Origin of the sequence: Corallococcus sp. bb12-1 (genome assembly GCF_026626765.1) — a bacterium.
Lineage (GTDB): Bacteria > Myxococcota > Myxococcia > Myxococcales > Myxococcaceae > Corallococcus > Corallococcus terminator.
In genome coordinates, this window is sequence record NZ_JAPNJZ010000027.1 from 202,484 (window position 1) to 226,654 (window position 24,171).

A 24,171-nucleotide genomic window follows, 5' to 3' on the forward strand; every position below is an offset into this window, starting at 1 on the left:
AAGAAGAGGAGTCCTGAGCATGAGCAAGAAGTCCGTGGTGCTGGCGTTCTCCGGTGGCCTCGATACCGCGTTCTGCACGGTGTACCTGCGCGAGCAGGGTTGGGACGTCACCACCGTCACCGTGGACACGGGCGGCTTTCCGCCCGAGCAGTTGGAGCGCATCCAGGCCCTGGCGCTGAAGCTGGGCGCGGTGGCGCACCACACGGTGGACGCGCGCGACACCCTCTTCCAGGGCTACCTGCGCTTCCTCATCGCCGGCAACGTGCTGCGCGGCCAGGTGTACCCGCTGAGCGTCTCCGCCGAGCGCGCCTGCCAGGCCGTGGAGGCCGTGCGCATGGCGGAGAAGCTGGGCGTGCAGGCCGTGGCCCACGGCAGCACCGGCGCGGGCAATGATCAGGTCCGCTTCGACGTGGCCTTCCGCACCCTGGCGCCGCAGCTCCAGCTCATCACCCCCATCCGGGACCTGGGGCTGTCGCGCAAGCAGGAGCTGGACTTCCTCGCGGAGAGAGGCGTGCACCTGCCCGCGAAGCTGGGCGCGTACTCGGTCAACGAGGGCATGTGGGGCACGTCCGTGGGCGGCAGCGAGACGCTCGACTCGTGGAGCACCCTGCCCGAGGCGGCCTTCCCCGGTGGCGTCATCCCCACCGACCTGAAGCCCCTGCCGCTGGTGGTGTCGTACGCGAAGGGCGTGCCGGTGGCGCTGGACGGCCAGGCGCTGTCGGCCGTGGCCATCGTGGAGAAGCTGAACGCGCTGGGGCGCACGTACGGCATCGGCCGGGGCGTGCACCTGGGCGACACCATCCTGGGCATCAAGGGCCGCGTGGGCTTCGAAGCGCCCGCGGCGCACCTGCTCATCGCGGCGCACCGCGAGCTGGAGAAGCTGGTGCTGTCGGGCAAGCAGCTCTTCTGGAAGGAGACGCTGGGCAACCTGTACGGATCGCTGCTCCACGAGGGGCACTTCTTCGATCCGCTGGTGAAGGACCTGGAGGCGTTCCTGGCCTCCTCTCAGGAGCGTGTGACGGGCGAGGTGAAACTGGTGCTCACCCCGCGCATCCACGTCGTGGAAGGCGTGCGTTCGCCGCACTCGCTGATGGACGCGAAGGTGGCGACGTACGGTGAGGCCAACGTGTTGTGGACGGGGACGGAAGCGGCGGGGTTCGCCAAACTCTACGGCGTGGCGCAGATGCTCTCGCAGAAAGCCAAGTGACATGAAGATCCAGGTCGACAAGGTGGGCAGTGTCACTCGCAACCTCCAGGTGGGCCGCACGGTGCACCTCGCAGACGAGGTGAAGTGCGAGGAGGGCGCGGTCATCGCGGTCCGCATCCACGGGGAGAAGACCGTCTACAACCAGTTGGAGGACGTGAACGGCCGGCTCGTCACGCTCCACGCGGGCGACATCGTCGTGGGCGCGCTGGGCCACCGCAACGCCCTGCACGGCTACGAGGGCGTGGTGCCCACGTCCGTCACGGTGGGCGACCGGCTCCACATCCTCAACATGGGCGGCGTCATCGGGAAGTGCACGTCGCACAACCCCGGCGTGGGCGCGCCCTTCGAGGCGGAGGTGCTGGGCCAGGTGCTGACGTTCCCGGAGTTCCAGTCCCGAGCGGGCGTGCACGCGCACGTCTCCGCGGGCGCGCTCAAGGGCACGTCGAAGGCGGTGACGTGTCCGGTGGTCTACGTGGTGGGCACGTGCATGAACGCGGGCAAGACGTACGCGGCCAGCGTCGTGGTGCGAAAGCTCTCCCAGGCGGGCTACCGCGTGGGCGGCGCCAAGCTCACCGGCGTGTCGCTGATGCGCGACACCCTGGCCATGCAGGACAGCGGCGCGGACGTGGTGATGGACTTCACGGACGCGGGCATCGTCTGCACCGGGGCGCGCACGGCGTCCAAGGTCGCGCGCATCGTGTTCTCGGAGATGGCGGCCCAGGACGTGGACGTCATCGTCGCGGAGACGGGCGACGGAATCATGGGCGAGTACGGCGTGCAGGCCATCCTGGCGGACCCGGAGCTCAAGGCCCTGGGCAGCGCGTTCATCCTCTGCGCCAATGACCCGGTCGGTGCGGCCGGTGGCGTGCGGCACCTGCGCGAGGTGTACGGCATCGAGATGGACATGGTGGCGGGGCCCGCGACGGACAACGCGGTGGGCGTGCGCTTCGTGGAGCAGGTGGTGGGATTGCCGGCCCGCAACGCGCGCGCGGATCCGAACGCCCTGGGAAATCTCATCGTGGAAAAGCTCGCGCCCCGGCTGGGCGCGGGGAGGAAGTCATGACGACGCCTGCGCACATCTACATCCTGGGAGCTTCCGGTTTCGGCGGAGGCGAGCTGTTGCGACTCCTGTCCGGACATCCCGGCGTGGCCGGCATCCGCGTGGTGTCCCGGCACCATGCCGGTTCGCCCATCCACAAGGTGCACCCGCACCTGCGCGGGCTGGTGGACGGCCGCTTCGAGGCGGAGCCGGACTGGAAGTGGCTCCAGGACTCGCCGCGCCCGGTGGTGTTCAGCGCGCTGGGCCATGGGGAGCTGGCGTCGCAGTTCGCGGGGCTGGAGAAGAAGTGGGCGGACGCCGGCCTCACGGACCGGATGCTGCTCGTGGACCTGTCGTCCGACTTCCGCCTGGACCACCCGGGGCGCTACGCGGGCGCCTACGGCCGGCCGCACCCCGCGCCGGAGCTGTTGGGCACGTTCACCTACGGGCTCACCGAGTGGAAGCGCGAGCAGGTGAAGACGGCGAAGCGCATCGCCAACCCGGGCTGCTTCGCCACGGCGGTGCAGTTGGCACTGTTGCCCATCGCGGCCACGCCGGGCCTGGGCCTGCTGGCCGTGTCGGGCGTGACGGGTTCCTCCGGCTCCGGTTCGCTGCCGGGTGAGGGCACGCACCACCCGACGCGTGCGCACGACTTCCGCGCGTACAAGCCGCTGGAGCATCAGCACGAGGCGGAGGTGGAGGTGATGCTGGTGGCGCACGGGGCATCCCGGCATCGGCTGGCCTTCGTGCCGCACTCGGCGCCCATGGTGCGCGGCATCTTCGCCACCGTGCAGTTCGAGTGGCCGGAGCACGGCGGCGCGGTGGTGACGCAGTCGCTGACGGACAAGTACCGCCGCTACTACGAGGGCTCGAAGTTCGTGCGCATCGTGGAGGGTACGCCGCGCGTCGCGGCCGTCACCGGCAGCAACTTCTGCGACATCTCCGTCGCCACCAAGGGCCGCTCGGTGGCGGTGATGGCCGCGCTGGACAACCTGGTGAAGGGCATGGCCGGGCAGGCGCTGCAGAACTTCAACGTCGCGCTCGGCTTCGAGGAAGACACCGGCCTGCGCCAGGCGGCCTGCTACCCGTAGTCCCCGTGGTGAATCCCCGCGGCCCTCAGGCCGCGGGCGTCTTCGGTGCTTCGCCTGGGGGGGAGTCCTGCCCCTCGGGCGTGGCCGGGGACGCGGCGGGTGCGGCAGCAGCAGCGGCGGCGGCCTGGTCGCGCTGCTCCATGCGCGCGCCGTCCGCCTCTGCGGCCTTGAGGAACTCGTCGTACTCCGACTGGCGCGCCACGGACTTCACCTGGGCGACGGAGGAGCCCCGTTCGGCGGCGGTCCGTCCCACGCGGATGGCCTGGGCGCTGAGCAGGGCGCCGCCCACGAAGGTCCCAAGGCGCAACGCCGACGCGAGCCCCCACCCCTCCGTCAGCGCGTCTCCGCCGTCGCTCACGAAGCTGAGCGCGACGACGAAGAATCCGCCGGTCGCCGCGGCGCCCAGGGCCGTGCTCCACGGCCGCAGCGGCACGATGCGAGAGCCGACGTAGCAGAGGGCCGGCAGCACGGCGAGCACCCACAGGTCCTGCAGCACCACCGTCACGACGAGCCGGAGGAAGTCGGAGGGCAGCGCGCCCACCCCCTCCTTCAGGCGGACCATCAGCGACACGCTGAGCATCGCGCCCAGCACGAGCGACAGGAACCCCAGTCCAACGATGAACTGGAAGCGACGGATGCGGACGCGCAACGGCTCGAGGACACCGGGTTTGGAGCTCACGGCGCGAAAGCCTAGCGCACTCTTACCCTTCGTCCTCTTCCGCGACGGTCGCGTCCCCCACCGAGCGAGGGGGCGGGCCATCGCCATAGAAGACCTCCTCCAGCACCAGCCCCTGGGGCGGCGCGGTGGCGCCCGCCAGTTTCCGGTTGCGCGAGGCCAGCACCTCCGCCACCCACGCCTCGGGGCGGCGTCCCTTGCCCACGTCCACCAGCGTGCCCACCAGGTTGCGCACCATGTGCTTGAGGAACGCGGTGCCCTCCACGACGACGGACACCGCGTCACCGGAGGTGCCCTCCACGCGCACCTGCCGCACCTCGCGCACCGCGTGCTTCGCCTGGCAGTCCGCGGCGCGGAAGGCGGAGAAGTCGTGCCGGCCCAGCAGGGCCTGCGACGCGCGGCGCATGGCTTCCACATCCAACGGGGCGAAGAGCTCCCAGTGCGTCGTGCGCAACAGCGGCGAGCGCATCCGCCGATTGCTCAGCCGGTAGCGGTAACGCTTGCCGCGCGACCAGCGGCGCGGGTCGAAGTCCGGGGACACCTCTTCGGCGGCCACCACCGCGATGTCCGGCGGAAGGATGCCGTTGAGGCCCATGGTGTAGGCCTTCAGGGGCAGCACGCGCCCGGCGTCGAAGCAGGCCACCTGCCCCGTGGCGTGCACGCCGGAGTCGGTGCGGCCCGCGGAGGCCACGAACACGCGCTCATCCAGGAGCTTGTGGAGCGCGTCCTGGAGCGTGGACTGGATGGACGGCCCGTTGGGCTGCACCTGCCAGCCCACGTACCGGGTGCCGTCGTATTCGAGCGTCAACTTCAGCCGGGGCATGACGTGGTGACCAGGACGCGCGGACTCAGCGCGTTTTCAGCCAGCCCTCCAGCAGGTCCGCCACCAGCTTCGCCGTGCCGACACCGGCCTTGCGAGCCTGCGCCTCCAGCTTCTCGTACAGCGCGGGGTCCAGTGGGAGCGCGAGCAGGCGCGGCTCCGTGCTGGAGGTGTCATCCAGGCGCATCGCCTCCGTGGGCGGGCCGTCCACGGACGCCACCACCTCCGACAACTCCAGCGCCGCCTCGGAGGTGGGCGCGGAGGACTGGCGGGTGGAGACGCGGCGCAGCTCCTGCGAGCGTTCGTCTTCGAAGAGCTGCTTGACGAAGTTGGCCAGGTGCAGCGGCGAGGGCGTGAAGTCGTACGCGTCCAGGAAGGCGTCCAGGTCGCGCTGCATGTCCGCGGCCGTCGCGTACCGGCGTTCGCGGTCGCGGGCAAGCGCGCGCATCAGGATGGCCTCCACGCGCTCCGGCAGGTCCTCGCGGAAGTAGGACGGGGCGTAGATCTTCGCTTCAGTGATGCTGCGCATCACGGCGACATCGGACTCGCCAGTGAAGAGCTTGAAGCCAGTGAGCCACTCGTAGAGGACGGTGCCCATCGAGAAGATGTCACTGCGGCAGTCCAGCGGCCGGCCCAGGCACTGCTCCGGGCTCATGTAGCTGAGCTTGCCCTTGATTTCACCGGAGCGCGTCTCCTCCACCTGGTTGGCGGCCTTGGCGATGCCGAAGTCGAGCACCTTCACCGTGCCGTCGAAGGCGACGACGATGTTCTCCGGCGTCACGTCGCGGTGGACGATGTTGAGCGGGTTGCCGTGCAGGTCCTTCTTCTGGTGCGCGTAGTGCAGGCCCGCGCAGACGCAGGAGGCAATCTTCAACGCGTAGACGAGGGGGAAGGGAATCCCCATGGCCTCCGCCTTGGGCACGATGCGGCGCATGTCGCGGCCAGACACGTACTCCATGGCGATGAAGTAGCTGTCGACGATCTTCCCCAGGTCGTGGATCTGCACGATGTTGGGGTGGTTGAGCTGGGACGCCAGCCGCGCCTCATTGAGGAACATCTTCACGAAGGCGGCGTGCTTGGACAGATGCGGACGGATGCGCTTGATGACGATGGGCGTCTCGTCACCGCGCGAGTCCACCTGGTGCGCAAGGAAGATCTCGGCCATGCCCCCCACGGCGATCCGGTCGATGAGTCGGTAGTTGCCAAAGCGGACGGCGTCGCGCGGGGGCGCGGAGGCAGGGGGAGCCATGGCGGCAATGTAGCCGCGCCGCGCCCTGCGGGGCTAACGAAGTTGGACGACGTGCACCTTGAGCGCCGGCTCCTCGCCGGAAGGTGTTGGAAAGTCGAGCCCCGAGGGACCGAGCGACCCCACCGTCCGCCCTGCCCTGCCGGCCCGCGTCACGCCTTCGAGCACCATGGCTTCGAACCGGCGCACGGGCAGACCCGCGAGGTTGCAGCAGGCAACCAGGCGTCCGCCGGGGGCCACCACCCGGGCGGCGGCGTCCGCCAGCCGGGAGTAGTCGCGCGCGGCGGAGAAGCGGTTCGTCTTGGTATTCGAGAAGGAAGGAGGGTCGGCGACCACGACGTCAAAGGACTCGCCCTTCTTCGCGAGGCGCTGGAGCCAATCGAAGACGTCGCCGGCCACGTAGTCGTAGCGGTCCACGCCCTGGCCGTTGAGGCGCGCGTTCTCCTCGCCCCATTCGAGGACACGGCGGCTGGCGTCCAGGTTGAGCACGCGCTTCGCGCCGCCCGCGGTGGCGGCGACCCCGAAACCGCAGGTGTACGCGAAGAGGTTGAGCACGGTGAGGCCCCGGGCCTGGGACTGGAGCCACGCGCGGGTGTCGCGCATGTCCAGGTAGAGGCCCACGGAGAGGCCCTGCCCCGGGCGGATGTGGAAGCCCAGGCCGTTCTCCTTCGCGACGAAGTCCTCCGCCGGCTCACCCCGGGCGGCGGCCTCCGGAGCGAGCGAGTCCTTCGCCACGTTGGCGAGCACGCGGGCTTCGCGGGGGCGGCGCTTCAGGTAGACGCTCCGGGGCGTCCAGGCGGAGACGGCGGCGTCGAGGAGCGTGGTCTCCTCCGCTTCGGACAGGTCGCGGTAGAGGCTGACGACAACGACGTCGCCGAAGACATCCGCGGTGACTTCCGGCACGCCGTCCGCGGCGCCGTTCAGCAGGCGGAAGGCGGTGGTGGCGGCGTCGGAGAGCAGCGCACCGCGACGTGCGCGGGCGGCACGCAAGGTGTCCACGAGGTGGGGAGGCAGGGCACTCACGCGCCCCTTCTACCCTACGAGCCCAGCCGTGCGCGGGACCAGACGCGGGCCATGGCGGCGGCGGCGTCCCGGGCCAGGTCCACATAGTCGCTGCCGAGCAGTTGGCCTTCGCGCACGCAGACCCGGCCGTTGACGACCGTCCAGGCCACGCGCGAGGGCACGATCTGTCCCAGGAGGAAGGGCGAGTAGCCCGTCTCCGGGTCGGCGGCGGGGATGGCGTCGTAGACGACGAGGTCCGCGAGGCTGCCTTCATCCACGCCGCCGGAGGGCCGGCCATAGATGCGGGTGCACAGCTCCGCGGGGCCGCTGACGAACAGGTGCGCCAGCGAGTCGTCCAGGTCGGGCATCCGGCCGGAGCGGGCCAGGTGCAGCATCCCGGCGAGCGCCGCGCTCAGTTCCTCCTGGAGGGTGCCATGGCCGCCGGTGCCCAGGCCCACGAGGTGCAGGCTGGACAGGGGGCCCTCCGCGGACTCGCCCACGCGCTCGAAGGACCGGGTGGCGCGGGGCGTGAGGGCGACGAAGGTGCCGGAGGCGGCCAGCCGTTCAGCTTCGGCGCGTTCCACGGCGCGCGGGTAGCCGGCGATGGCGAAGGGGCCCAGGAGGCCCAGCGCATCCAGGCGGGGCACGACTCGGCGGCCATGCGCGGCGTAGGTGGCGGAGAGGTCGTCCTCGCTCTCCGCGAGGTGGAAGACGAGGGGCGCGTTCAGTTCCTCGCGCAGGCGGGAGATGCGGGACAGCAGCGCGTCTTCACAGGTGAACGACGCATGAAAGCCCAGCGCCCCGCGCACCCGGGGGTGGTCGCGGTGGCGGCGCACGAAGTCGGCGTTGGCGTCCGCCTGGGCGTCGGCCTGGGCGGCCCCATCCAGGCTGTGGGTGGAGTGGGACGCGACGAGGCGCAGCCCCAACGCGTCGGCGGCGCGGGCCTGGGCGTCCAGGCCGCCGGAGACGTCGGTGGGGCAGGACAGGTGGTCGACGACGAGGGTGACGCCGTCGAGGAGGGCGCGGGCGGCGGCGAAGCGGGTGAGGATTTCAACGTCCTCGGCGATGAGGAGGTTGGCCACCTGGCGCATGCGCTCCAGGCGCGAGCGGGGCTGGCGCAGGAGGAAGTCGCCGTTGGGCGGCAGGAGCTGCCCGTTGACCAGGTGCGAGTGACAGTCCACGAGGCCGGGGGCGACGAGCCGGCCGCGACACGCGACCTCCCAGTCACCGGGCAGCACGGGCACCTCGGCATCCGGGGCGACGCGGCGGATGATGCCCTCTTCCACCACGACAGCCATGCCGTGGCGGACGCGACCGTCCGCACGGAACACGGCACAGTTCTTCAGCAGCAGTCGGCCTTCCATGGACATCCCCGTTTTAGCACGGGGCCGGGTCGGGAAAGAACCCTGTCCCTCCTGGGGAGTAGGCCTGGGTGGCGCTGGGGCTCAAGAAGCCTCGGGCGGCGGGCCCTGATCGAGCAGGAGCGAACACGCCTCCTCCTTCACATCTTCGACGCCTTGTTCACGCTGGCCGGCAGCCACCCCAGCCCACCGCACTGGCAAATGACAGGGAATGGAAAGTGCTGTCCTGTCGAAAACCCAGCCTCCCCGCAGGAACCGCAGGTCAAATCCCCCTCCCCTCGAGTCGGCTTCAGCCAGCCAAGTTCCTCGTATCGCCGAGCCGCAGCCCCGAAGGCAAGATTCAGGCGCAGCTCATCCACCAGGCGCTCTCGATGCTCCGGAGTGTCATAGGAGACCGAGTAGATTCCGCCAGTCATGTCGAGACCCAAGATGCCGGTCCAATCCGCGAGCAGGGGTAGAAGGCGGAGTTCCGCTCCAAACCTTGCGACTTCGGGATGGCCTGGCCAATACCGGTCCAACGAGTCCAGGACCTTCGCTGCTTGTTCAAGCATCTGCGCTGTCAGCAATGGAATCATGTGAGCTGGGTAGGAAACGGGTAGCTCTGGCTGTCACCAGACTGTATCTGAACGTCGCCCAGAACATACCACGGCGCTTCACTCACCGAGCGAGGGTGCGCATCAACCTTTCAACGGAATAACCAATGACGAATCAACCACCATGGAATCCATATAGAAATTGGCCTCATCAAAGGGATCACCAGCCAGGGATCCCGCAGTCAAAATCACCACATCCCGACCGACAACAACAATTCGCCTCCAGACTTTAGACCCCTCCACCTCGTAAATACACTCAAACGACGGATAGCCACTGACTCTCGAAGTGCTCCTACATGGCAAGCCCCCAGTCAGCGAACGATCCCCCTGGACAGCTTCCACACGAGCCGCTTCAGAGAACACGCTCGGGCCGACCAGCTTGAACTCAACAACCAGAGACAGGCTACGAGAACAGTCCAGTCCACTCCAGCTATGAGCCACCCTGGAATATGCAACACTTCCAAAAATAGGAGTCACCACCCGAAGATCGGGAGGACCTGGCCCAAACACGCCGACACCTTCGGGCGTCTTGAACCACTGCGCATCACTCCGCGCCGGTCTGACGCACTTCAAACCAGAGAGAGGATCATATCGCACGTCATCCAATTGGCCGCGCGACGCATGACAACCGCCCGAAACAGACGCGACCGCGACCACCCAAAGAAGATTTCTCACGGCCCCAACCTGTCTTTTCCACCTCCTTCGCGGTGCGGCCCCATATCAGGGCCGCTCTCCATCACACCCGCAGCGCCACCAACGCCCGCACAGGAGCACATCCTCATCGGGCTCGATCGAGTAGACAAGGTGCGTCGCGGGAGAGCCAATGCAACCAATGATCTGCGCTGACTCACGCCAATCGACCGCACAGCGACCCATTTTATCGGGCGGAGCCACTGAGACACGGCAGTCTCCGGCACTGACATGGACGTCCAGGATTCGAACCCTCCAGGACGCGCGATTCACATTGCAAGGCCAAGGAGGAATCTCCGATTTGACGTCCCATGCCGGACTTGATTCTGCCGGACTTGCCTCATCAAGCACGACACTCGGCTCCGGCTCGCGACTGTTAGCAGCGACAGGGGTTGCTCGCTCCGGTGAAGTCACGGCAGGACGAGCAGTGCAGGCTGCCAATACGACGAGGGCAAGGCCCTCCAGCGTGCGCGCCCTCAAGAAAGGACCTGGAGCCCCTGGGTGAGCAGAGACCATACAGCGGGATGGAGACGCTCGCCGACGACTTCGTAGGTCTCTGGCCCGCTTCGCACCGAAGCAACACCCAGCCGCTGAAAGAAGCGTTCAGAGCCCCAGACGGCTCCAAACCGCTCATGACCGCAGACAAACATCTTCAACCTCTTCCCTTCAAACAACTGCAGATCCTCCCACGCCCCAATACCCCTCCAAAGCGCCTCGTCGTCCAGAGGAACATCCACCCCACCGTTCGTACGACACTTCACCCACAGGACGTTGGGACTGGTAGTCGTTCCAGGCCACGACGACACCCACAACGCCTCCGTTGCCACCGGTCGAAGCCTCTCGAAGTCGTGCTGCAACCGCCTCAACGCAGGAGTAGGCACCGCAGCGTCGGCCCCGTCGACTCGCGTCCGGCCACGGCGAACAAGGGCGAAGTGGGTTGAAGACCGCCAGGCATCCGCCAGTACAACTTCAAGACGTTGGCGCCCATCCAGGCGCAGGCAGAAATCTCCAGCCACATCCAGGGTTTCACTTCGCACGGTAGCCATGCACATCCCTCCGCGACGATGCCTCACCGACGCCCCCATCCGCCCCCTTTGGACAGAACTCGTCTCGCAGCGCCGAGGGAGGACAGTCGCACGGAGAATCGACCGTTGGAAGATCGCGGCACCCAGGGAGGAGGTCGTTGAAGCGATCTTCATGAACCGCGCGGAGGCAGCCCGTTTCACCTGCCATGAAGACCATCAACCCAACCATCCACCCGATGCTTCTGCCCCCATACGAACCAGGGCACTCCTGGTCCTTGCCGCGCCTCATTCCGTGGGCCCAGCAGAGGGACCAGAAACACCTCAACGAGCCCGGCATCGCTCCATGGACAAGTAATTTCATCAGGGCCCACATGACCCATGCACTTCCGCCGCAGCCCGCAGGACAATCCGCATCCCTCTGACAGGGCTGCGCAGTGGTAGTCCCGATTCCAGGAACAGTCCACGAGACCAGGAGCGACGATCCAGTCGCGACACGCGCCCCTCCCCCCAGTCACCGGGAAGCACGGGCACCTGCGCGATGAGTGCCCCCAAATCAAGAAGCCTCAACGCTTGAACCTCCACCTCCAAGCATAGACAGAAAGAATGGCACCCAAAGTCGCGCTCAGCAACCAGACAATCACGACAACTGGAATTGTGCCTGCGCCCCATGAAACGTCTGCGGCCATCAGCCACCGTCCAAAACGACGAGGCAGGGCAAGCATCAGCAGACCCAGCGTCTGAAGGCCTACGAACGCTCCCACAGCAACCCATACAAACTGCACGAACCGCATCTGCACCTCCCCACCCCGCCATGGATGGAGATTCGGGGGAATCGTCCACGGACCGCCCGTACCCCCGGGAGAAGTCCATCCTACGCTAGCAGCCGTTCCCTCGGGATGAGGACAATCCCACACCTCGACGTGCCCGAAGGGGTCGGTGTCCGCGACACCAGGGCCGCCAAGGGCGCGGCCACCACGAAGAGCATCCGGATCCCGCGCAGGAGTCCCGCCCTCTCCAGGCCAGCGTGCAGGGCAGCAGGGACCACCGGGGTTCTGGGGACCCCGGGGCCCCGCTATACTCCCCGGGCCATGACACCGCTCAGCCCCGGAGTCGCCACCTCCCCAGAGCAGGACGCGCCGGCCGTGCCCGGCTCGCTGCGCTTCCGCCGCCTGTGGCTGTTCTCTCCCGGGGCCGACCTGGCCATCCTCGCCATTCCCCTGGCCCTCACCCTCTGCGCGGCCGGGGCCAGCGCGTTCCTGGCGCCCGCGTCCTCGGATGGGGCCCACCGGCTGATGTCCTGGACCGCCCAGAACATCCTCGGCAACGCCACCCACGTGGTGCTCACGTTCCTGCTCTTCGGCGTGCACCGGGACGTGCTCACCGCCGCCCCCCGCCAGCCCCGGAACATCCTCGCGGGCACCCTCGCCATGCTCGCGGTGGGCGCGGGGTTCTTCTTCACCTTCTACGCCGACCGCACAATCCACACCTTCGCCGTGGCCGTCATCTTCAACGTCTTCGGCATGCACCACACCCTGTCGCAACACCGGGGCCTGTGGTCGCTGCACGGCCTGCGCGGTGGACAGGCGGGCCTCTCGCCCCCCACCCCGCTCGAGCGCAAGTTGCAGCAGCTCTACGTCCCGCTGCTCCTGTCCATCCTGCTCGTCCGCATCTTCTTCGTCGCGGAGTCCGCCGCGCCCAACGCCAGCGCCTACCTGGATGTGGGCCAGGGCCGCGTGCTGCCGTGGCAGATGCTGCCCGTACTCATCGTCCTGTGGCTGGGCTACTTCCTGCTGCTGTTCCGCTCCGTGCTGCGCTCCGGCACCGCCAGCGGCCCCAAGGTGCTCTACCTCCTGGGCATGGCGACGGCGACGGGCCTGGCGCTCGTGGCCCCCGAATGGGGCTACGTGATGCTGCCGGGCATGCACGGGCTGGAGTACTACATGCTCAGCGCGCGCATGCTGGAGCCGCGCGAAGGCGACGCGCCCCGCCTGCGCCGCGCGTTCATCTGGCCCGCCATGGTCCTGGCCATGCTCCCGCTGCTCGCGCTGGGCGTGGTGCATGGCTTCCTGCTGGACGGGCCCGTGAAGGGCTCGCTCAGCATCGGCAGCGGCGCGCTGTCACATCCCCTGCTTCGCGGCCTGACGTCCCTGGGCTTCGCGGTGGTGCTCGCCCACTACTACGCGGATGCCTTCATCTTCCGCTTCCGCATCCCCTCCATCCGGCAGGTGATGCTGCGCCGCCTGGGCCTCTCCAACGCTTCGCCGAGCCCCGCGGCCGGAGCGCGGTAGGCCGCAAGGCGCGAGGGGCCGGGCCCGCCCCACCGCCGCGAAAATGAAAATGGCAGGCCCTTCCAAGTGGAAGGACCTGCCATTCACGAGAAGAACCTGGCGACGCGAGGGCGGCCGAAGCCCCCCAGCGGAGCCGGGTCGCGGCTCAGTTGTACGTGTTGTTCTGGCCGAACGTCTTCATCGTCTTCTTCTTCAGCGCGTCCGACGCTTCCTGGCCGTCGTTCTCGACGTTGTCCTTGCCGGAGAGGGCCGCGGCGGACGCGCCGAACAGCTTGCGGATGTTGTCGCCGAAGAGCGTGATGACGCCGATGGCCGCGATCGCGATCAGGGCGACGATGATGATGTACTCGGTCATGCCCTGACCACGGGACTTACGGAGCTGGTTCTTCTTCTTCGCCATCGCGTTCATGGGGGTCTCTCCAGGGGTCTTGCAGCGGTGAAAAACTCACCCTGCGAATGTCAGGGTCGAAACGGACAGTAGAAGGATCCCACACGAACCTCCATCCGTCATCGGGAGGATGGGGGGGCGGATCCAGTGATTCCAGCCACCTGGACCCACTCAAGGCCTTTGCAGGGGTGTTTCACGGCCCTCCGGGGGCCGCCGTCGGCACCACAGAAGCCTTCGGATCACATGCGACCGGGGGCATGGCCTCGCAGAACTCCTTGTAGGCCTTCTGGAGCTTCGCATCCTGCGGGTGGCGCGGCACCACCTCCCGGGCCAGCGCGATGGCGACGTCATCGCTCCGGGGCGTCCACACCGTCCGGGCCGCCCAGGCCCGGGCGGACACCAGCTTGAGGTAGGCCGTCGTCAGCTCCGGAGAACGGCCTCCCTTGGCCACCTCCGGCTCCAACAGCGACGCCGCCACGCTCAGCTCGCCCTGCGCCACCAGCGCCTTGCCCAGCGCGAGCACCGCGGCGGGATCCTCCGGCGCCAGCGAGTGCCACAGCGTCGCCACGCCGCGCACCAGCGGATCCTTCTCCGCGTGGTAGCGCTCGATGTTGCGGTACAGCCCCGCGGCCTGCTCCGCGGTGGGCGGGTGCTGGCGCACGTAGTCGTGCAGCAGCAACCCGGGGCCCGAGTCCGGCGCCCGGCGCTCGTCCTTCACCCGCACGTCCAACTGCGACAGGAAGAAGGCCACCGGCGAGGCGTACTCCAGCAGGTTGTGGTCGTCCGTGTTGATGGGGCCCTCCCCCGCGAACGCCTTCTGTCCGGCGTCGCTGTGCAGCTGCTTGGACAGCAGCGCGAACAGGTCCTTGATGTCCACCCGCTCCAGGTCCGCCTTCACCTCCGGCCGGGCCATGCGCGCGGCGACCGACGCGGCGTCGAACGACAGCGGCTTGCGGCTGGCCACCATGACCAGGTCCTCGGGGCCCAGCCACGTGGTGGCGTGGGGGAAGGTGTCGCGCAGCGTGCGCATCACCAGCCGGACCAGCTCCCGGTTGCTCTCGTACGTGTGGATCCACTGCACCAGCACGCCGTCCTCGGCCAGGTGCTTGTCCACCAGTTGGAAGAAGTCGCGCGTGAAGAGGCCGGACACGCCCGCCACCCACGGGTTGGAGGGCACGCTGACGATGAGGTCGTACTTGATGGGCGCCAGCGCCATGAACGTCTTCGCATCGTCGATGTGGATGTGCGTGCGCGGATCATCCACCGCGTTGCGGTTGTCCGCCTTGAACAGGCGCGCCCCTTCGATGACCGCCGGGGAGATCTCCACCATGTCCAGGCGCTCCACCGGATGCGCCAGCACGCTGCCCGCGGTGATGGCCGCCCCCGAACCCACCAGGAGCACGTTGCGCGGCTCGCGCGGCTGGAGCAACGCGCCCAGGTGGCCCGCGACCACCTGCGTCTCGATGTCGCCCCCGTTGGAGGCGTCCACCTTGCCGTTGATCTTCATGAAGCGGAGGTTCTCCTTCGACAACTCGCCCACCATCACCGTGGCGAAGGTGTCGTCCGCGTAGAACAGCGGACGGATGAGCCGCTTCGTCCGCTCCACCAACGTCGCGTAGCTCTCCGGGGGCTTGCGGTCCACGCGGATCGCCGCGATGTCGCTCAGCCGCTGCGGCCAGCCGTGCATCCCGCCCAGCACGAGGAGCGCCAGCACCGCCGCCCCGCCCACCGGCGCGAACACCCGCCACGCCGGCACTGGCTTCGCGCCCTCCGCCTGCTTGCCGTGGGAGGTCGCCTCGAACGCGAGCCCCGCGGCCAGCAGGTTCGCCACCGCCCCCGCGACGAAGTTGCCCTGCATGCCCCAGAAGGGCATCAGCACCAGTCCGCCCAGCACGGCGCCGGAGATGGTGCCCAGCGTGTTCCACAGGTACACGCCGCCCAGCTGGCGCCCCACCTCGGACACCTTCGCCGTGGCCACCCGCGCGGCGGCCGGGAAGGCCGCGCCCATGATGAACGTGGGGATGAGGAGCACCAGACAGCAGAACGCGAAGGTGATGGCCTGGAACAGCGGCCAGGTCTCCACCTCGCGCGCGAGCATCCACTCCGACCAGCGGAACAGGTGCGGCAGCCGCACGTACAGCGGCAGGGCTACGCAGAGGCTCAGCACCAGCCCCACCTGCGTCCAGCCATACAGCTTCAGCGAATCCCCACCCTCCTTGCGCGTCATCAGCCAGAAGCTGCCCAGGCCGATGCCCAGGATGAACGCCGTCAGGATGAGGGTGAAGGCATAGGTGGACGCCCCCAGGACGATGGACAGCAGGCGGATCCACGTCACCTGGTACAGCATCGACGTGAAGCCCGACAGCATCACGCCCAGGAGCGCGGCGCGCACCGCCCGCCGGGGATAGGCCACGTCCTCCACGGCCGCCGCCGCCCCCACCACCACCGCGGGCGGATGCTGACGGGCCAGCGCCAGCGCCGCCAGCGCGAGGAACACGTTGAGCCCGGCGGCCAGCGTCGCGGAAGCGGACAGGCCGATGAGCGGCACCAGCCGCGTGCCCGCGATGTAGACGCCCACCGCCGCGCCCAGGCTGTTGATGGCGTACAGCCGCGCCAGCTCCTTGCGCACCCCGGCGAGGCTCGCGGCGAAGTGCCGCACCAGCGCCGGCAGCGTGCCGCCCATGAGCAGCGTGGGCACCACCAGCGACAGCGAGGACACCAGCAGCCGGGGCCCTACCCGCAGGTGCTCCGGCACATGGACCGCCACCGACAGCCACACGTGCTCCAGCGCGCCCAGCACGTAGGGGAACGCCAGGGCGTAGAGGCCCACGCCCAGCTCCAGCACGCCGTAGAGCGCCAGCGGGTTCTTCACCCGGTCCGCTGTCCGCCCGAAGACAAATGCCCCCAGCGCCAACCCCCCCATGAAGGTGGCCAGCACCACGGCATGCGCCTGGCCACTGTTACCCAGGACGTTTCCCAGGTACTTGGACCACACCAGTTCGTAGACGAGCGCGGTCGCACCGGACAGGAACAGGAGCGCGGCCACAAGGTTCTTCGGAGGACGTGGTGTGTGGGTCATAGGGACAGCGCGCGACGTTAACCGGTATGTTTCAGGCCCACCAATGAATGCCCAACTCCTGCAAGCCGCACAGCTCGCCTGGTCTCCCCAACTCCGGGTGACCCGCGCGGAGGGTGACTGCGCCACGGTGCTGCGCCGCCCTGCCTCCACGCTGGTCGGCAGCTCCCTGCACACGGTCCTCGGCGTCACGCAGGAGCGCGCCCGGGAGCTGGACGCCCGCGCCCGCGAGGACCGCCGCGCGGTGGAGTTCGTCTCCACCTCGCCCGGCGGCCCGCCCGCGACCTACCTGCGCCTCGTGCTGGGGATGGACGGCGAGGAGGCCTCCTGTGGCGTGCTCGACCTGGGCGCCGTGCTGGAGGGCGCCCCCCCGGTGCAGATCTCCCGGCTGTCGTCCTCGCTCAGCCATGAGATCCGCAACCCGCTGTCGTCGGTGAAGATGGCGGTGCAGACGCTCGCCCGGAACACCGGCCTGTCGGACCGGGACAAGCGACGGCTCACCATCGCCAACCGGGAGATCCGCACCATGGAGCGCATGCTCTGGCTGCTCTCCGAGTACGGCCGCGAGGGCGCCGCGAACCTGGATTCCCACCCGCTGCGCTCGGTCGTCCAGGAGGCGACCGCCATGGTGGCGCCGGAACTGGCCGAGCGCCGCATCGAAGTGGACGTGAAGGAAGAGGCCGACCTGCCCCGCGTGAGGGTGGATCCCAACCGCTTGAGGCCCGTGCTCGCTCAGGTATTGCTCAACGTGGCCATGGGCCTGCCCGAGGAGGGCCGCGTCCAGGTGACCCTGCGTCAGGCCGCCCCGGGCCAGGTCAGCCTCATCCTGGACGACCCGGCCGCCGCCCTGCCCCCCGAAGAGAGGGGCACGCTGTTCGACCCGTTCGGCTCCCGGCTGGCACGGGGGGCGGGCCTGTCCCTGGCCGCCTTGCGCAGGGTGATGACGGGCGTGGGGGGTGAGGTGGTCGCCGAGGGAAGCGCCGAACCGGGGATGGTGTTCACGCTGACGTTCGCTGCCTGAGAGCCCCATGGAGACCCTCCTCATCGTCGACGACGACGTGTCGCTGCTCGAAACCCTCACGATGCATTTCGAGGACATCGAGCAGGACGGGCAGCCGCGCTATCAGGTGTTCACCGCCACGAGCGCCGCCGCGGGCCTCAGGGCGGCCCAGGAGAACATGCCCAGCGTGGTCATCCTGGACATGATGCTCCCGGACCGGACGGGCCTGGAGATCATCGAGGAGATGAAGGGCCTGTGCGGCGACGCGCGCATCATCCTCGTCACCGCCTACCACGACATGGAGACGACCATCCGGGCCATGAAGGCCGGTGCGTTCGACTACATCCACAAGCCCTTCCCCGACCCGGCCGCCCTGGACCTCGTCGTGGAGCGCGCGCTGGAGTACCGCCAGCTGTCGCGCCGCGCGGACGAAGTCCACCGCGACAACGCCGTCGTCCGCCTGGGCGACATCGTGGGCACCAGCGCGTCCATGCAGCAGTTGGTGAAGGAGATTGGCAAGGTGACGGGCAGCGCCGCCACCGTGCTCATCACCGGAGAGAGCGGCACGGGCAAGGAGCTCATCGCCCGCGTCATCCACAACTACTCCTACGACGAGGCGCGACCCTTCATCGGCATCAACTGCTCCGCCATCGTGGACACGCTCCTGGAGAGCGAGCTGTTCGGCCACGAGAAGGGCGCCTTCACCGGCGCCGTCGCCGGCAAGCCCGGCAAGTTCGAGATGGCCGAGGACGGCACGGTGTTCCTGGATGAGATTGGCGACATGTCGCTGATGCTCCAGGCGAAGCTGCTGCGCGTCCTGCAGGAGCGCGAGTTCGAGCGCGTGGGCGGCGTCAAGCGCGTGAAGCTGCGCGCGCGCGTCATCGCCGCCACCCACCGCACCCTCTCCGACGAGGTGGCGCAAGGGCGCTTCCGCGAGGACCTCTACCAGCGCCTCAAGGTCATCACCCTCTTCATCCCGCCCCTGCGCGAGCGCCGCGAGGACATCTCCCTGCTCGTGACGCACATGCTGGAGCGCATCAACGAGAAGGTGCACAAGCGCGTCACCCGCGTGCCCCAGGAGGTGATGGAGCGCCTCACGCTGTTGCCCTGGCGCGGCAACGTGCGCGAGCTGGAGAACGTCCTCACCCGCGCCGTGGTGCTCGCCCCTGGCGACGTGCTCCGGGGCGACGACCTGCCCGCGCTGGAAGCCCCGCCGGGCCCCGACGCCCACCGGGCCCCCGGCACCGCGGGCGCCATGTTCGCCGCCCCCGCAGTGGACGATGTGAGCCTCATCCCTACCCTGGAAGAGGCCGAGCGGCAGCTCATCGCGCGGGCCATGACGGTGACCAAGGGCCACAAGGGACGGACTTGTCAGATTCTGGGAATCAGCCGTCCGACCCTTGAACGAAAGCTTCAAAAGTTCGGTCTTGCACAGGGACAGGGTCCACAGGTGCACCCTTACCCGGTGAAGGATGCTTCCTGACACTGTCCCTGGCCCGACAGTCCCCGGGCCCCCTTTAACGTTTCGTTCAAATTGATCAGACTGTTTGAACGTTTTGTTTCAGGTTTCGGACACAGTGGGGGGGCTGGAACTTTGCCGTAGCGCTAAGTACCCGCCATTCCTGGAACTGTTCCCCTGGGAATACTTGAAGTGCCCATGGCACGGCTCTTGGAAAGAGCAAGGTCAGCTCGCAGCAGACAAGCCAGCCAACCTTCCGCTTCCTTCGCTTCCCAGGAGAGTCCCATGCACGGTTTCAATCGCCCCCTCGGCCCCATCGGTTCCAACGTCGTGGCGCCCCTGCAGGCGACGAGCTCCGGGATGATGGTGACGGCGAACAAGCTGGTTCCCGGCCAGGAGGCGATCGACTTCAAGGGGTACTTCAAGGTCGAGTCCTTCCCGCACAACTCGACCATCTACCGCCCCGGCGACACGTCGGACCGCGTGTACCTGCTGAAGTCCGGCCGCGTGCGCCTGATGCGCATTGGCAAGAACAGCACCCGTTCGGTGGTCTCCATCCTTCGCCCGGGCGACCTGTTCGGCGAGCTGTTCCGCCCCGAGGGGACGCCCATCGAGGAGATGGCCGTGGCCGCGGGCGAGGCCGAGGTGTGGAGCATCGAGGGCCGTGACTTCCGCGCCCAGCTGGAGGCCCGTCCGGCCCTGGCGGTGGACGTGGTGCGCGCCTACGCGGACCGCGTGCGCTCCCTGCGCAAGCGCGTGCTCGGCCTGACCTTCAAGGAAGTGCCGGCCCGTCTGGCGGACACCCTCCTGACGCTGGTGGAAGCCCACGGCGAGCGCTGCCCGCACGGCGGCGAGACGGACCTGCGCGGCATCACGCAGCAGGACCTGGCGGACCTGGTCGGCGCGTCGCGCTCCTTCGTGTCCACGCTGATCAACGAGATGAAGCGCGAGGGCGTGCTCGGCAACGTCGGCCGCATCCTCTGCGTGCGTGACCAGAAGGCCCTGCGCAAGCTGGCGTCCAAGGAGAAGTAGGCAACACGCAGGTCGCGTGCCCCGTACGCCGGGGCCATGACGTCCAACGGGCCTGACCGCGACTCACCCTCGCGGCCGGGCCCGTGGTGTTTTCCGAGGCTAGAACGCGAAGCCGACGCCGAACTCCGGACCGAAGAGCCTGTCGCGGGAGCTGATGCTCACGGACGGATCCAGGTAGAGGCCGCGGATGCCTCCGCGCAGCATGAAGCCGCCCAGGTGCAGCGCCAAGCCGGAGCGCACATCCACCTGCCGGTACGGAAACGGCGTCACCTGCATGCGCGCCTCCACATCCAGGGGGCCCAGGACGCACGCCTCCAGGGACATGCCGAAGCTGGGCCCCACGTAGAGGCCCTGCGGCAGGTCCGCAGTGGAGACGCCCAGTTCGGCGCGCACGCGGACGGCCTCGTGGATGACGGGCGAATAGGTGAGGTGCAGCTCCCCCAGGGTGCGCTCATTGCGCGAGCCCTCGGCGCCCTGGATCAGGTCCAACCGTGAGACGCGCAGGTCCGCGCCGAAGCGGCGCAGGTCCCACCCGAGCGAGAAGTCCATGCCCGGTCCCCCCTGCAGAGGCGACAGCAGCACGCCGGTGCGGAAGGAGAACGGCACCGCGTGCCTTCCGGAGCCCGGCTGCGGGGGCGGCGTCTCCGGATCCTCGGGGTGGAAGGTGCGGTGGGTGCCGGTGCTGACGATGACTTCACCCAGCCCCCGGAGCACCAGTTCGAAGACGGCGCCCGCGATGATCTCCGCGATGTCGCCCGACGCGCTGGAGCGGCAGCAGTCGTCCGACGAGGACACCGTCCTGGGAGCGGCCGCCGCCCGGTTCTCGTTCTCGTCCGACGTCCCGTCCTTCTTGCCGTCGTCGGTGCCGATGGCGGAGGCCCCGTGGACGGGCTTCGAGTCATCCGAGGAGTCGGAGCGCTTGCCGAAGCGGGCTTCAGCGGGTGGCGCGGCGAGGAGGCCCGTGAGCAGCCCCCCGCACAGCATGACCTTGGGCAACGACGACATGGGGTGACCCTGTCCGTGAAGGAACGGCCCGGCCTGTCCACCCCTCACGCGCGCATTCAAATCCCGGTGACACACGGGAAGTCAATGCACCCGCCCCTGAAACATCGCGCCCTCCGGTGAGAACACCTCGCTGAGCACCCGGAAGACGCCCGCTTCGCTCCAGAGCCTCCGGCTGCCAATGACGTAGAGCTGCTCCCGTGCGCGCGTCACCGTGGCATTGAGCAGGTTCAACTGGCGGGCCGCCCAATCCCGCTCCTTCCGCTGCGCTTCGGCGGAAGCCCCCAGCACGAACATCACGGCTTCGGCTTCGCGGCCCGGGAGCGCATCGACGACGCCCACCCGTGACTGGACCCAGGCTTCGGGGTCCTCCACCCATCCGAGCAGGACTCCGCTCTGGAGCATGAGACGTCGCAGGTCTTCCGCCACGGTCTCGAAGGGGGTGATGACCAGGACATCCGGTTCGACGCGGGCCTGCGACAGGCGGCGCAACAGCGCCAGGACGCGTTCGCCTCCCGCGTCTTCCCGCACGTCGATCCACGCGGACGGGCCCAGTACCTCCCGGATGCGAGAAGGCGCGGACGCATTGGCGTGCACCATCAGGTTCGCGTACGCCAGCGTGTTCGAAACACCAAACATCGGCTCCGCGCATCGCCGGTGGACCCACAAGGGGATGCCGAGCGTCCGGCTTCCCGCAGGTCCCCCATTGCCGAGGACATACCGGGAGGCGGCGTTCGCGAGCGTCTGCACCGAGGCCTCGGGAGCATTGAAGCGCTGGGGGTCGATTTCCCGAGCCGCGCAGACCGCCGAGGTCAGGGCGTCAGGCAGTGGAACGACGGGGCGGAGCTGCCGCGAATCCCCCACCACCACCGCACGGCGTGTCCGCAGCAGGGCTCCCACCGCCTCCTGGGGAGCCGCCTGTCCCGCGTCCTCCACCAGGAGCCATCCCAGCGACTCCGGCGGCAGGCCCCGGAACAGCCGGCCCACCGACGCGAACGTCGTCGAGACCAAGGGTGCGACAAGGAACAGCGAAGACCAGAGCTGGGGAAGCAGGGCCGCGTACTCCGCGGGCAATCCCTCTCTCAATGCGAACCGGAGCGCACACAGGCTGTCCCGGAGGGGTTTCGCCGCGACGGCGTTGAACGCCTGATGCAGCGCCACGGCGGCGACGAACACCGCGTCCCGGGGACCCTGCTCCATGGGGTCCAACCAGGGCGTGGATTGCTGGACCGCATCGTGGCCCTGTTCGAAGAAGGCATCGTCCACGAACCGACGACCCAGCCGCTGGCGATCCTCCCGGACCTGTTCCTGGGTCTGCTCGAGCCGGACGCGAAGGGTCGCGAGCGCCTTCGCGGCCTCATCGCGGTGGACGGAAGCCGCCGCCAGCGTGTTCCCGCTCGCGGTGAGGTGTGGCTGCGTGCCCAGCACGTCCCGAGAGGCCTTCTGGTGGGCCTGTTCCAACCGGGCCCGTTCAGCCGACCAGTCGCGCAGCCGCTGAGGCTGAAGCATGCGCAACATCGCCGAGGGTCTGGCGGACTCATGCTCCGCGAGCGCGTCCTCCGCGGCAGCCAGGGCCTCACGCGCCTGCGCCTCACGGATGCGAACCTGCTGCCGCGCGGCCTCCGCGTCGTTGAACTCGGACTCCGCGCGGCGCAGATCTCCCTCCTGGAAGTAGGCATCGCCGTGCAGCTTCTCCGCCAGGCGAAGGCGTTTCCGGACCTCCTCCCGCTCCTGGAGCAGGTCGCGGCTCTCCTGCAGAGTCTGGAGGAAGGTGGCGCGGGCTGTCTGCCATTGCTGACGCGCCTCCTGGGGGCTGGGGGGCGGAGCTTCGAGCGCGACCCGAGGCGCCTTGTCTCCCAACGCCTCGGCGGCCAGCCCCCAGAGTGAGACATTCCGTGAGCCAGCATCCGACGCGGGCGCGCCCAGACCGGAGGCCTCCGCCTTCAAGACGGGCAGCGCGGCACCGACGTCTGGGGACGCATCGGGGGAAACCCACAGCATCTCGAAGCCACACAGGCTGCTGCCCTCCAGGGTCCAAAGCTCCGGCCCCTCGGAAGTCGAACCCAGGCGCGCACCCGTGGCGGTGAAGGCGGACGCGGGGTCGTCGAAACGGGCCATGGCCTCCGCGCGGGAGCAGAGGAGCGCGGCCACCACATCCTGGAGCACGGCGGTTCCTCCCGTCCCCGGGAGGGCATTGACCGCGGTCATCCCGTCCCCGCCGAGAGTGGCGACGTTCACCGCCGCCTGCTCCATGAGCACGAGCGGCTCACGGCCGTCTTCCGGCCAGCGCGCCGGAGGTGTCCGCTCCGGTGCGAGAACACCCTCGAAGACATCGGAGTCCAGGAGGTGCTTCGTTCGGGAGTCCGGAGGAAGGTCCCGCAGGTAATACAGGCTGCGGTGATCGTTCCGGATGAGGCCCGTCTGGTGTTCGGACCGGAGGCCCCGCAGGTAGCTGAGCAGTTGTTGCGAAGCCCCCTGCCCTCCGAACTGGATACGTGCCTGGATGAGGTCCGCGAGGAAGGGACTGTTGAGAGGCACGGGCTCGGAACTCCGGACCGCGAACGCCGGAGCCCGCACCAGCTCCGGCGGCAGGCCCAGCGTCCGCACCAACCCGTCAAATGCCTCTGTCAGGGATTGCCAATCGACGGGCAGAGGCTCGCCCCCGGTTCCCGTCCGTCTCAGCCGGGTGCCGAGTTCTTCCGCCAGCGTCGGATCCACCACGCTCCACGAAGCCAGGGGCGCCAGTTCGCCGCGCAGGGCCAGGGGCAACCCCCAGGCATGGCTCGACACGGCCGTGAAGACTCCCTCCCGAGGACGACCTGTTTCATCCAGGAAGACCACCGCCAGGGGTGCCTCGCCCCGGACCGGCGGACCATCGATGCGCGCATCCGCATGACGCGCCAGGAGCTGCGCCGCCGCGGCCTCCAGCATCACCGTGCCCAAGACGACCTGATAGCCCGAACGCACCGCCCCCTGGGCGTCCCAGGGAAGGCGCTCCACCCCGAGCGGCACAATCGCATCCGCATCCCCGAAGGCCAACTCCCGGGGGTGTTGGAACGCGGGCGGGGAAAGCACTTCGAGGGCCGTCCAGGCATCGAGGACGCGCTCGGGTGTCGTGTCGGGGGCCGCCACGGGCGCACCCTGCTTCCGGAGGGGAGGAATGAGAGGCATGCGAG

The 24,171-nt window shown here is 68.8% G+C and carries 16 protein-coding genes; 7 read left to right on the forward strand and 9 right to left on the reverse strand.

Annotated features, from left to right (window positions below; genetic code table 11):
• Positions 1–19: 19 nt before the first annotated feature.
• From argG to argC, 3 genes are read left to right on the forward strand one after another with little or no spacing between them, the layout of a single operon-like run.
• Positions 20–1,207 carry an argininosuccinate synthase gene (argG, locus tag OV208_RS31895; protein ID WP_267577699.1) on the forward strand — a complete coding sequence of 396 codons (1,188 nt, stop codon included), beginning with the start codon at positions 20–22 and terminating at the stop codon, positions 1,205–1,207.
• Between the two features lies 1 nt (position 1,208).
• Positions 1,209–2,270 carry a DUF1611 domain-containing protein gene (locus OV208_RS31900; RefSeq protein ID WP_120540267.1) on the forward strand — a complete coding sequence of 354 codons (1,062 nt, stop codon included), beginning with the start codon at positions 1,209–1,211 and terminating at the stop codon, positions 2,268–2,270.
• Positions 2,267–3,337 carry an N-acetyl-gamma-glutamyl-phosphate reductase gene (gene argC, locus OV208_RS31905; protein WP_267577700.1) on the forward strand — a complete coding sequence of 357 codons (1,071 nt, stop codon included), beginning with the start codon at positions 2,267–2,269 and terminating at the stop codon, positions 3,335–3,337. Before OV208_RS31900 ends, argC begins: the two co-directional genes overlap by 4 nt.
• A gap of 25 nt (positions 3,338–3,362) precedes the next feature.
• On the opposite strand, the gene OV208_RS31910 is transcribed toward argC, so the two are convergent.
• From OV208_RS31910 to OV208_RS31930, 5 genes are read right to left on the reverse strand one after another with little or no spacing between them, the layout of a single operon-like run.
• Positions 3,363–4,016 carry a hypothetical protein gene (locus OV208_RS31910; RefSeq protein ID WP_267577701.1) on the reverse strand — a complete coding sequence of 218 codons (654 nt, stop codon included), beginning with the start codon at positions 4,014–4,016 and terminating at the stop codon, positions 3,363–3,365.
• A gap of 22 nt (positions 4,017–4,038) precedes the next feature.
• The gene (gene truA, locus OV208_RS31915) at positions 4,039–4,836 is read right to left on the reverse strand and encodes a tRNA pseudouridine(38-40) synthase TruA (RefSeq protein WP_267577702.1); all 798 of its coding nucleotides are present in this window, start codon (positions 4,834–4,836) and stop codon (positions 4,039–4,041) included.
• A 25-nt stretch (positions 4,837–4,861) separates the two neighbouring features.
• Complete coding sequence (locus OV208_RS31920) at positions 4,862–6,082, reverse strand: serine/threonine protein kinase (RefSeq protein ID WP_267577703.1); 1,221 nt, start codon at positions 6,080–6,082, stop codon at positions 4,862–4,864.
• A 33-nt stretch (positions 6,083–6,115) separates the two neighbouring features.
• Entirely contained in the window at positions 6,116–7,102 is a 987-nt protein-coding gene (locus OV208_RS31925; RefSeq protein WP_267577704.1) for a class I SAM-dependent rRNA methyltransferase, read from the reverse strand.
• A gap of 14 nt (positions 7,103–7,116) precedes the next feature.
• Complete coding sequence (locus OV208_RS31930) at positions 7,117–8,445, reverse strand: amidohydrolase family protein (RefSeq protein WP_267577705.1); 1,329 nt, start codon at positions 8,443–8,445, stop codon at positions 7,117–7,119.
• A 3,447-nt stretch (positions 8,446–11,892) separates the two neighbouring features.
• On the opposite strand from OV208_RS31930, the gene OV208_RS31935 reads away from it, so the two are divergent.
• On the forward strand, positions 11,893–13,038 hold the full coding sequence (locus OV208_RS31935) for a hypothetical protein (RefSeq protein WP_267577706.1): 1,146 nt from the start codon (positions 11,893–11,895) through the stop codon (positions 13,036–13,038).
• 145 nt (positions 13,039–13,183) lie between these two features.
• Here OV208_RS31935 and OV208_RS31940 read toward each other — a convergent pair whose 3' ends face one another.
• Together OV208_RS31940 and OV208_RS31945 are read right to left on the reverse strand one after the other, a co-directional pair.
• A complete protein-coding gene (locus OV208_RS31940; protein WP_267577707.1) occupies positions 13,184–13,447 on the reverse strand; it encodes a hypothetical protein in 264 nt (87 codons plus the stop codon).
• Positions 13,448–13,619: 172 nt separating this feature from the next.
• Positions 13,620–16,505, reverse strand: a complete 2,886-nt coding sequence (locus tag OV208_RS31945) for a fused MFS/spermidine synthase (protein WP_420715064.1) — start codon at positions 16,503–16,505, stop codon at positions 13,620–13,622.
• Positions 16,506–16,548: 43 nt separating this feature from the next.
• Between OV208_RS31945 and OV208_RS31950 the strand changes: the two genes are divergently transcribed.
• From OV208_RS31950 to mrpC, 3 genes are all read left to right on the forward strand, one after another.
• Positions 16,549–17,523, forward strand: coding sequence for a sensor histidine kinase (locus OV208_RS31950; protein ID WP_267577709.1), 975 nt, complete (start codon positions 16,549–16,551; stop codon positions 17,521–17,523).
• A gap of 7 nt (positions 17,524–17,530) precedes the next feature.
• Positions 17,531–18,985 carry a sigma-54-dependent transcriptional regulator gene (locus OV208_RS31955; RefSeq protein WP_267577710.1) on the forward strand — a complete coding sequence of 485 codons (1,455 nt, stop codon included), beginning with the start codon at positions 17,531–17,533 and terminating at the stop codon, positions 18,983–18,985.
• A 261-nt stretch (positions 18,986–19,246) separates the two neighbouring features.
• Positions 19,247–19,993, forward strand: coding sequence for a Crp/Fnr family transcriptional regulator MrpC (gene mrpC, locus OV208_RS31960; RefSeq protein WP_014395195.1), 747 nt, complete (start codon positions 19,247–19,249; stop codon positions 19,991–19,993).
• Between the two features lie 99 nt (positions 19,994–20,092).
• Here mrpC and OV208_RS31965 read toward each other — a convergent pair whose 3' ends face one another.
• Together OV208_RS31965 and OV208_RS31970 are read right to left on the reverse strand one after the other, a co-directional pair.
• Positions 20,093–20,998 carry a hypothetical protein gene (locus OV208_RS31965; protein ID WP_267577711.1) on the reverse strand — a complete coding sequence of 302 codons (906 nt, stop codon included), beginning with the start codon at positions 20,996–20,998 and terminating at the stop codon, positions 20,093–20,095.
• 81 nt (positions 20,999–21,079) lie between these two features.
• On the reverse strand, positions 21,080–24,166 hold the full coding sequence (locus tag OV208_RS31970; RefSeq protein ID WP_267577712.1) for a DEAD/DEAH box helicase: 3,087 nt from the start codon (positions 24,164–24,166) through the stop codon (positions 21,080–21,082).
• Between the last annotated feature and the right edge of the window lie 5 nt (positions 24,167–24,171).

Bases quoted from the DNA above. Each gene is read 5' to 3' on its own strand.
- OV208_RS31940 (WP_267577707.1), bottom strand. From the start codon at position 13,447: ATGAACGCGATGGCGAAGAAGAAGAACCAGCTCCGTAAGTCCCGTGGT.
- argG (WP_267577699.1), top strand. From the start codon at position 20: ATGAGCAAGAAGTCCGTGGTGCTGGCGTTCTCCGGTGGCCTCGATACC.
- argC (WP_267577700.1), top strand. From the start codon at position 2,267: ATGACGACGCCTGCGCACATCTACATCCTGGGAGCTTCCGGTTTCGGC.
- OV208_RS31970 (WP_267577712.1), bottom strand. From the start codon at position 24,166: ATGCCTCTCATTCCTCCCCTCCGGAAGCAGGGTGCGCCCGTGGCGGCC.
- OV208_RS31900 (WP_120540267.1), top strand. From the start codon at position 1,209: ATGAAGATCCAGGTCGACAAGGTGGGCAGTGTCACTCGCAACCTCCAG.
- OV208_RS31920 (WP_267577703.1), bottom strand. From the start codon at position 6,082: ATGGCTCCCCCTGCCTCCGCGCCCCCGCGCGACGCCGTCCGCTTTGGC.
- OV208_RS31930 (WP_267577705.1), bottom strand. From the start codon at position 8,445: ATGGAAGGCCGACTGCTGCTGAAGAACTGTGCCGTGTTCCGTGCGGAC.
- OV208_RS31955 (WP_267577710.1), top strand. From the start codon at position 17,531: ATGGAGACCCTCCTCATCGTCGACGACGACGTGTCGCTGCTCGAAACC.
- mrpC (WP_014395195.1), top strand. From the start codon at position 19,247: ATGCACGGTTTCAATCGCCCCCTCGGCCCCATCGGTTCCAACGTCGTG.
- OV208_RS31965 (WP_267577711.1), bottom strand. From the start codon at position 20,998: ATGTCGTCGTTGCCCAAGGTCATGCTGTGCGGGGGGCTGCTCACGGGC.
- OV208_RS31950 (WP_267577709.1), top strand. From the start codon at position 16,549: ATGAATGCCCAACTCCTGCAAGCCGCACAGCTCGCCTGGTCTCCCCAA.
- truA (WP_267577702.1), bottom strand. From the start codon at position 4,836: ATGCCCCGGCTGAAGTTGACGCTCGAATACGACGGCACCCGGTACGTG.
- OV208_RS31945 (WP_420715064.1), bottom strand. From the start codon at position 16,505: ATGACCCACACACCACGTCCTCCGAAGAACCTTGTGGCCGCGCTCCTG.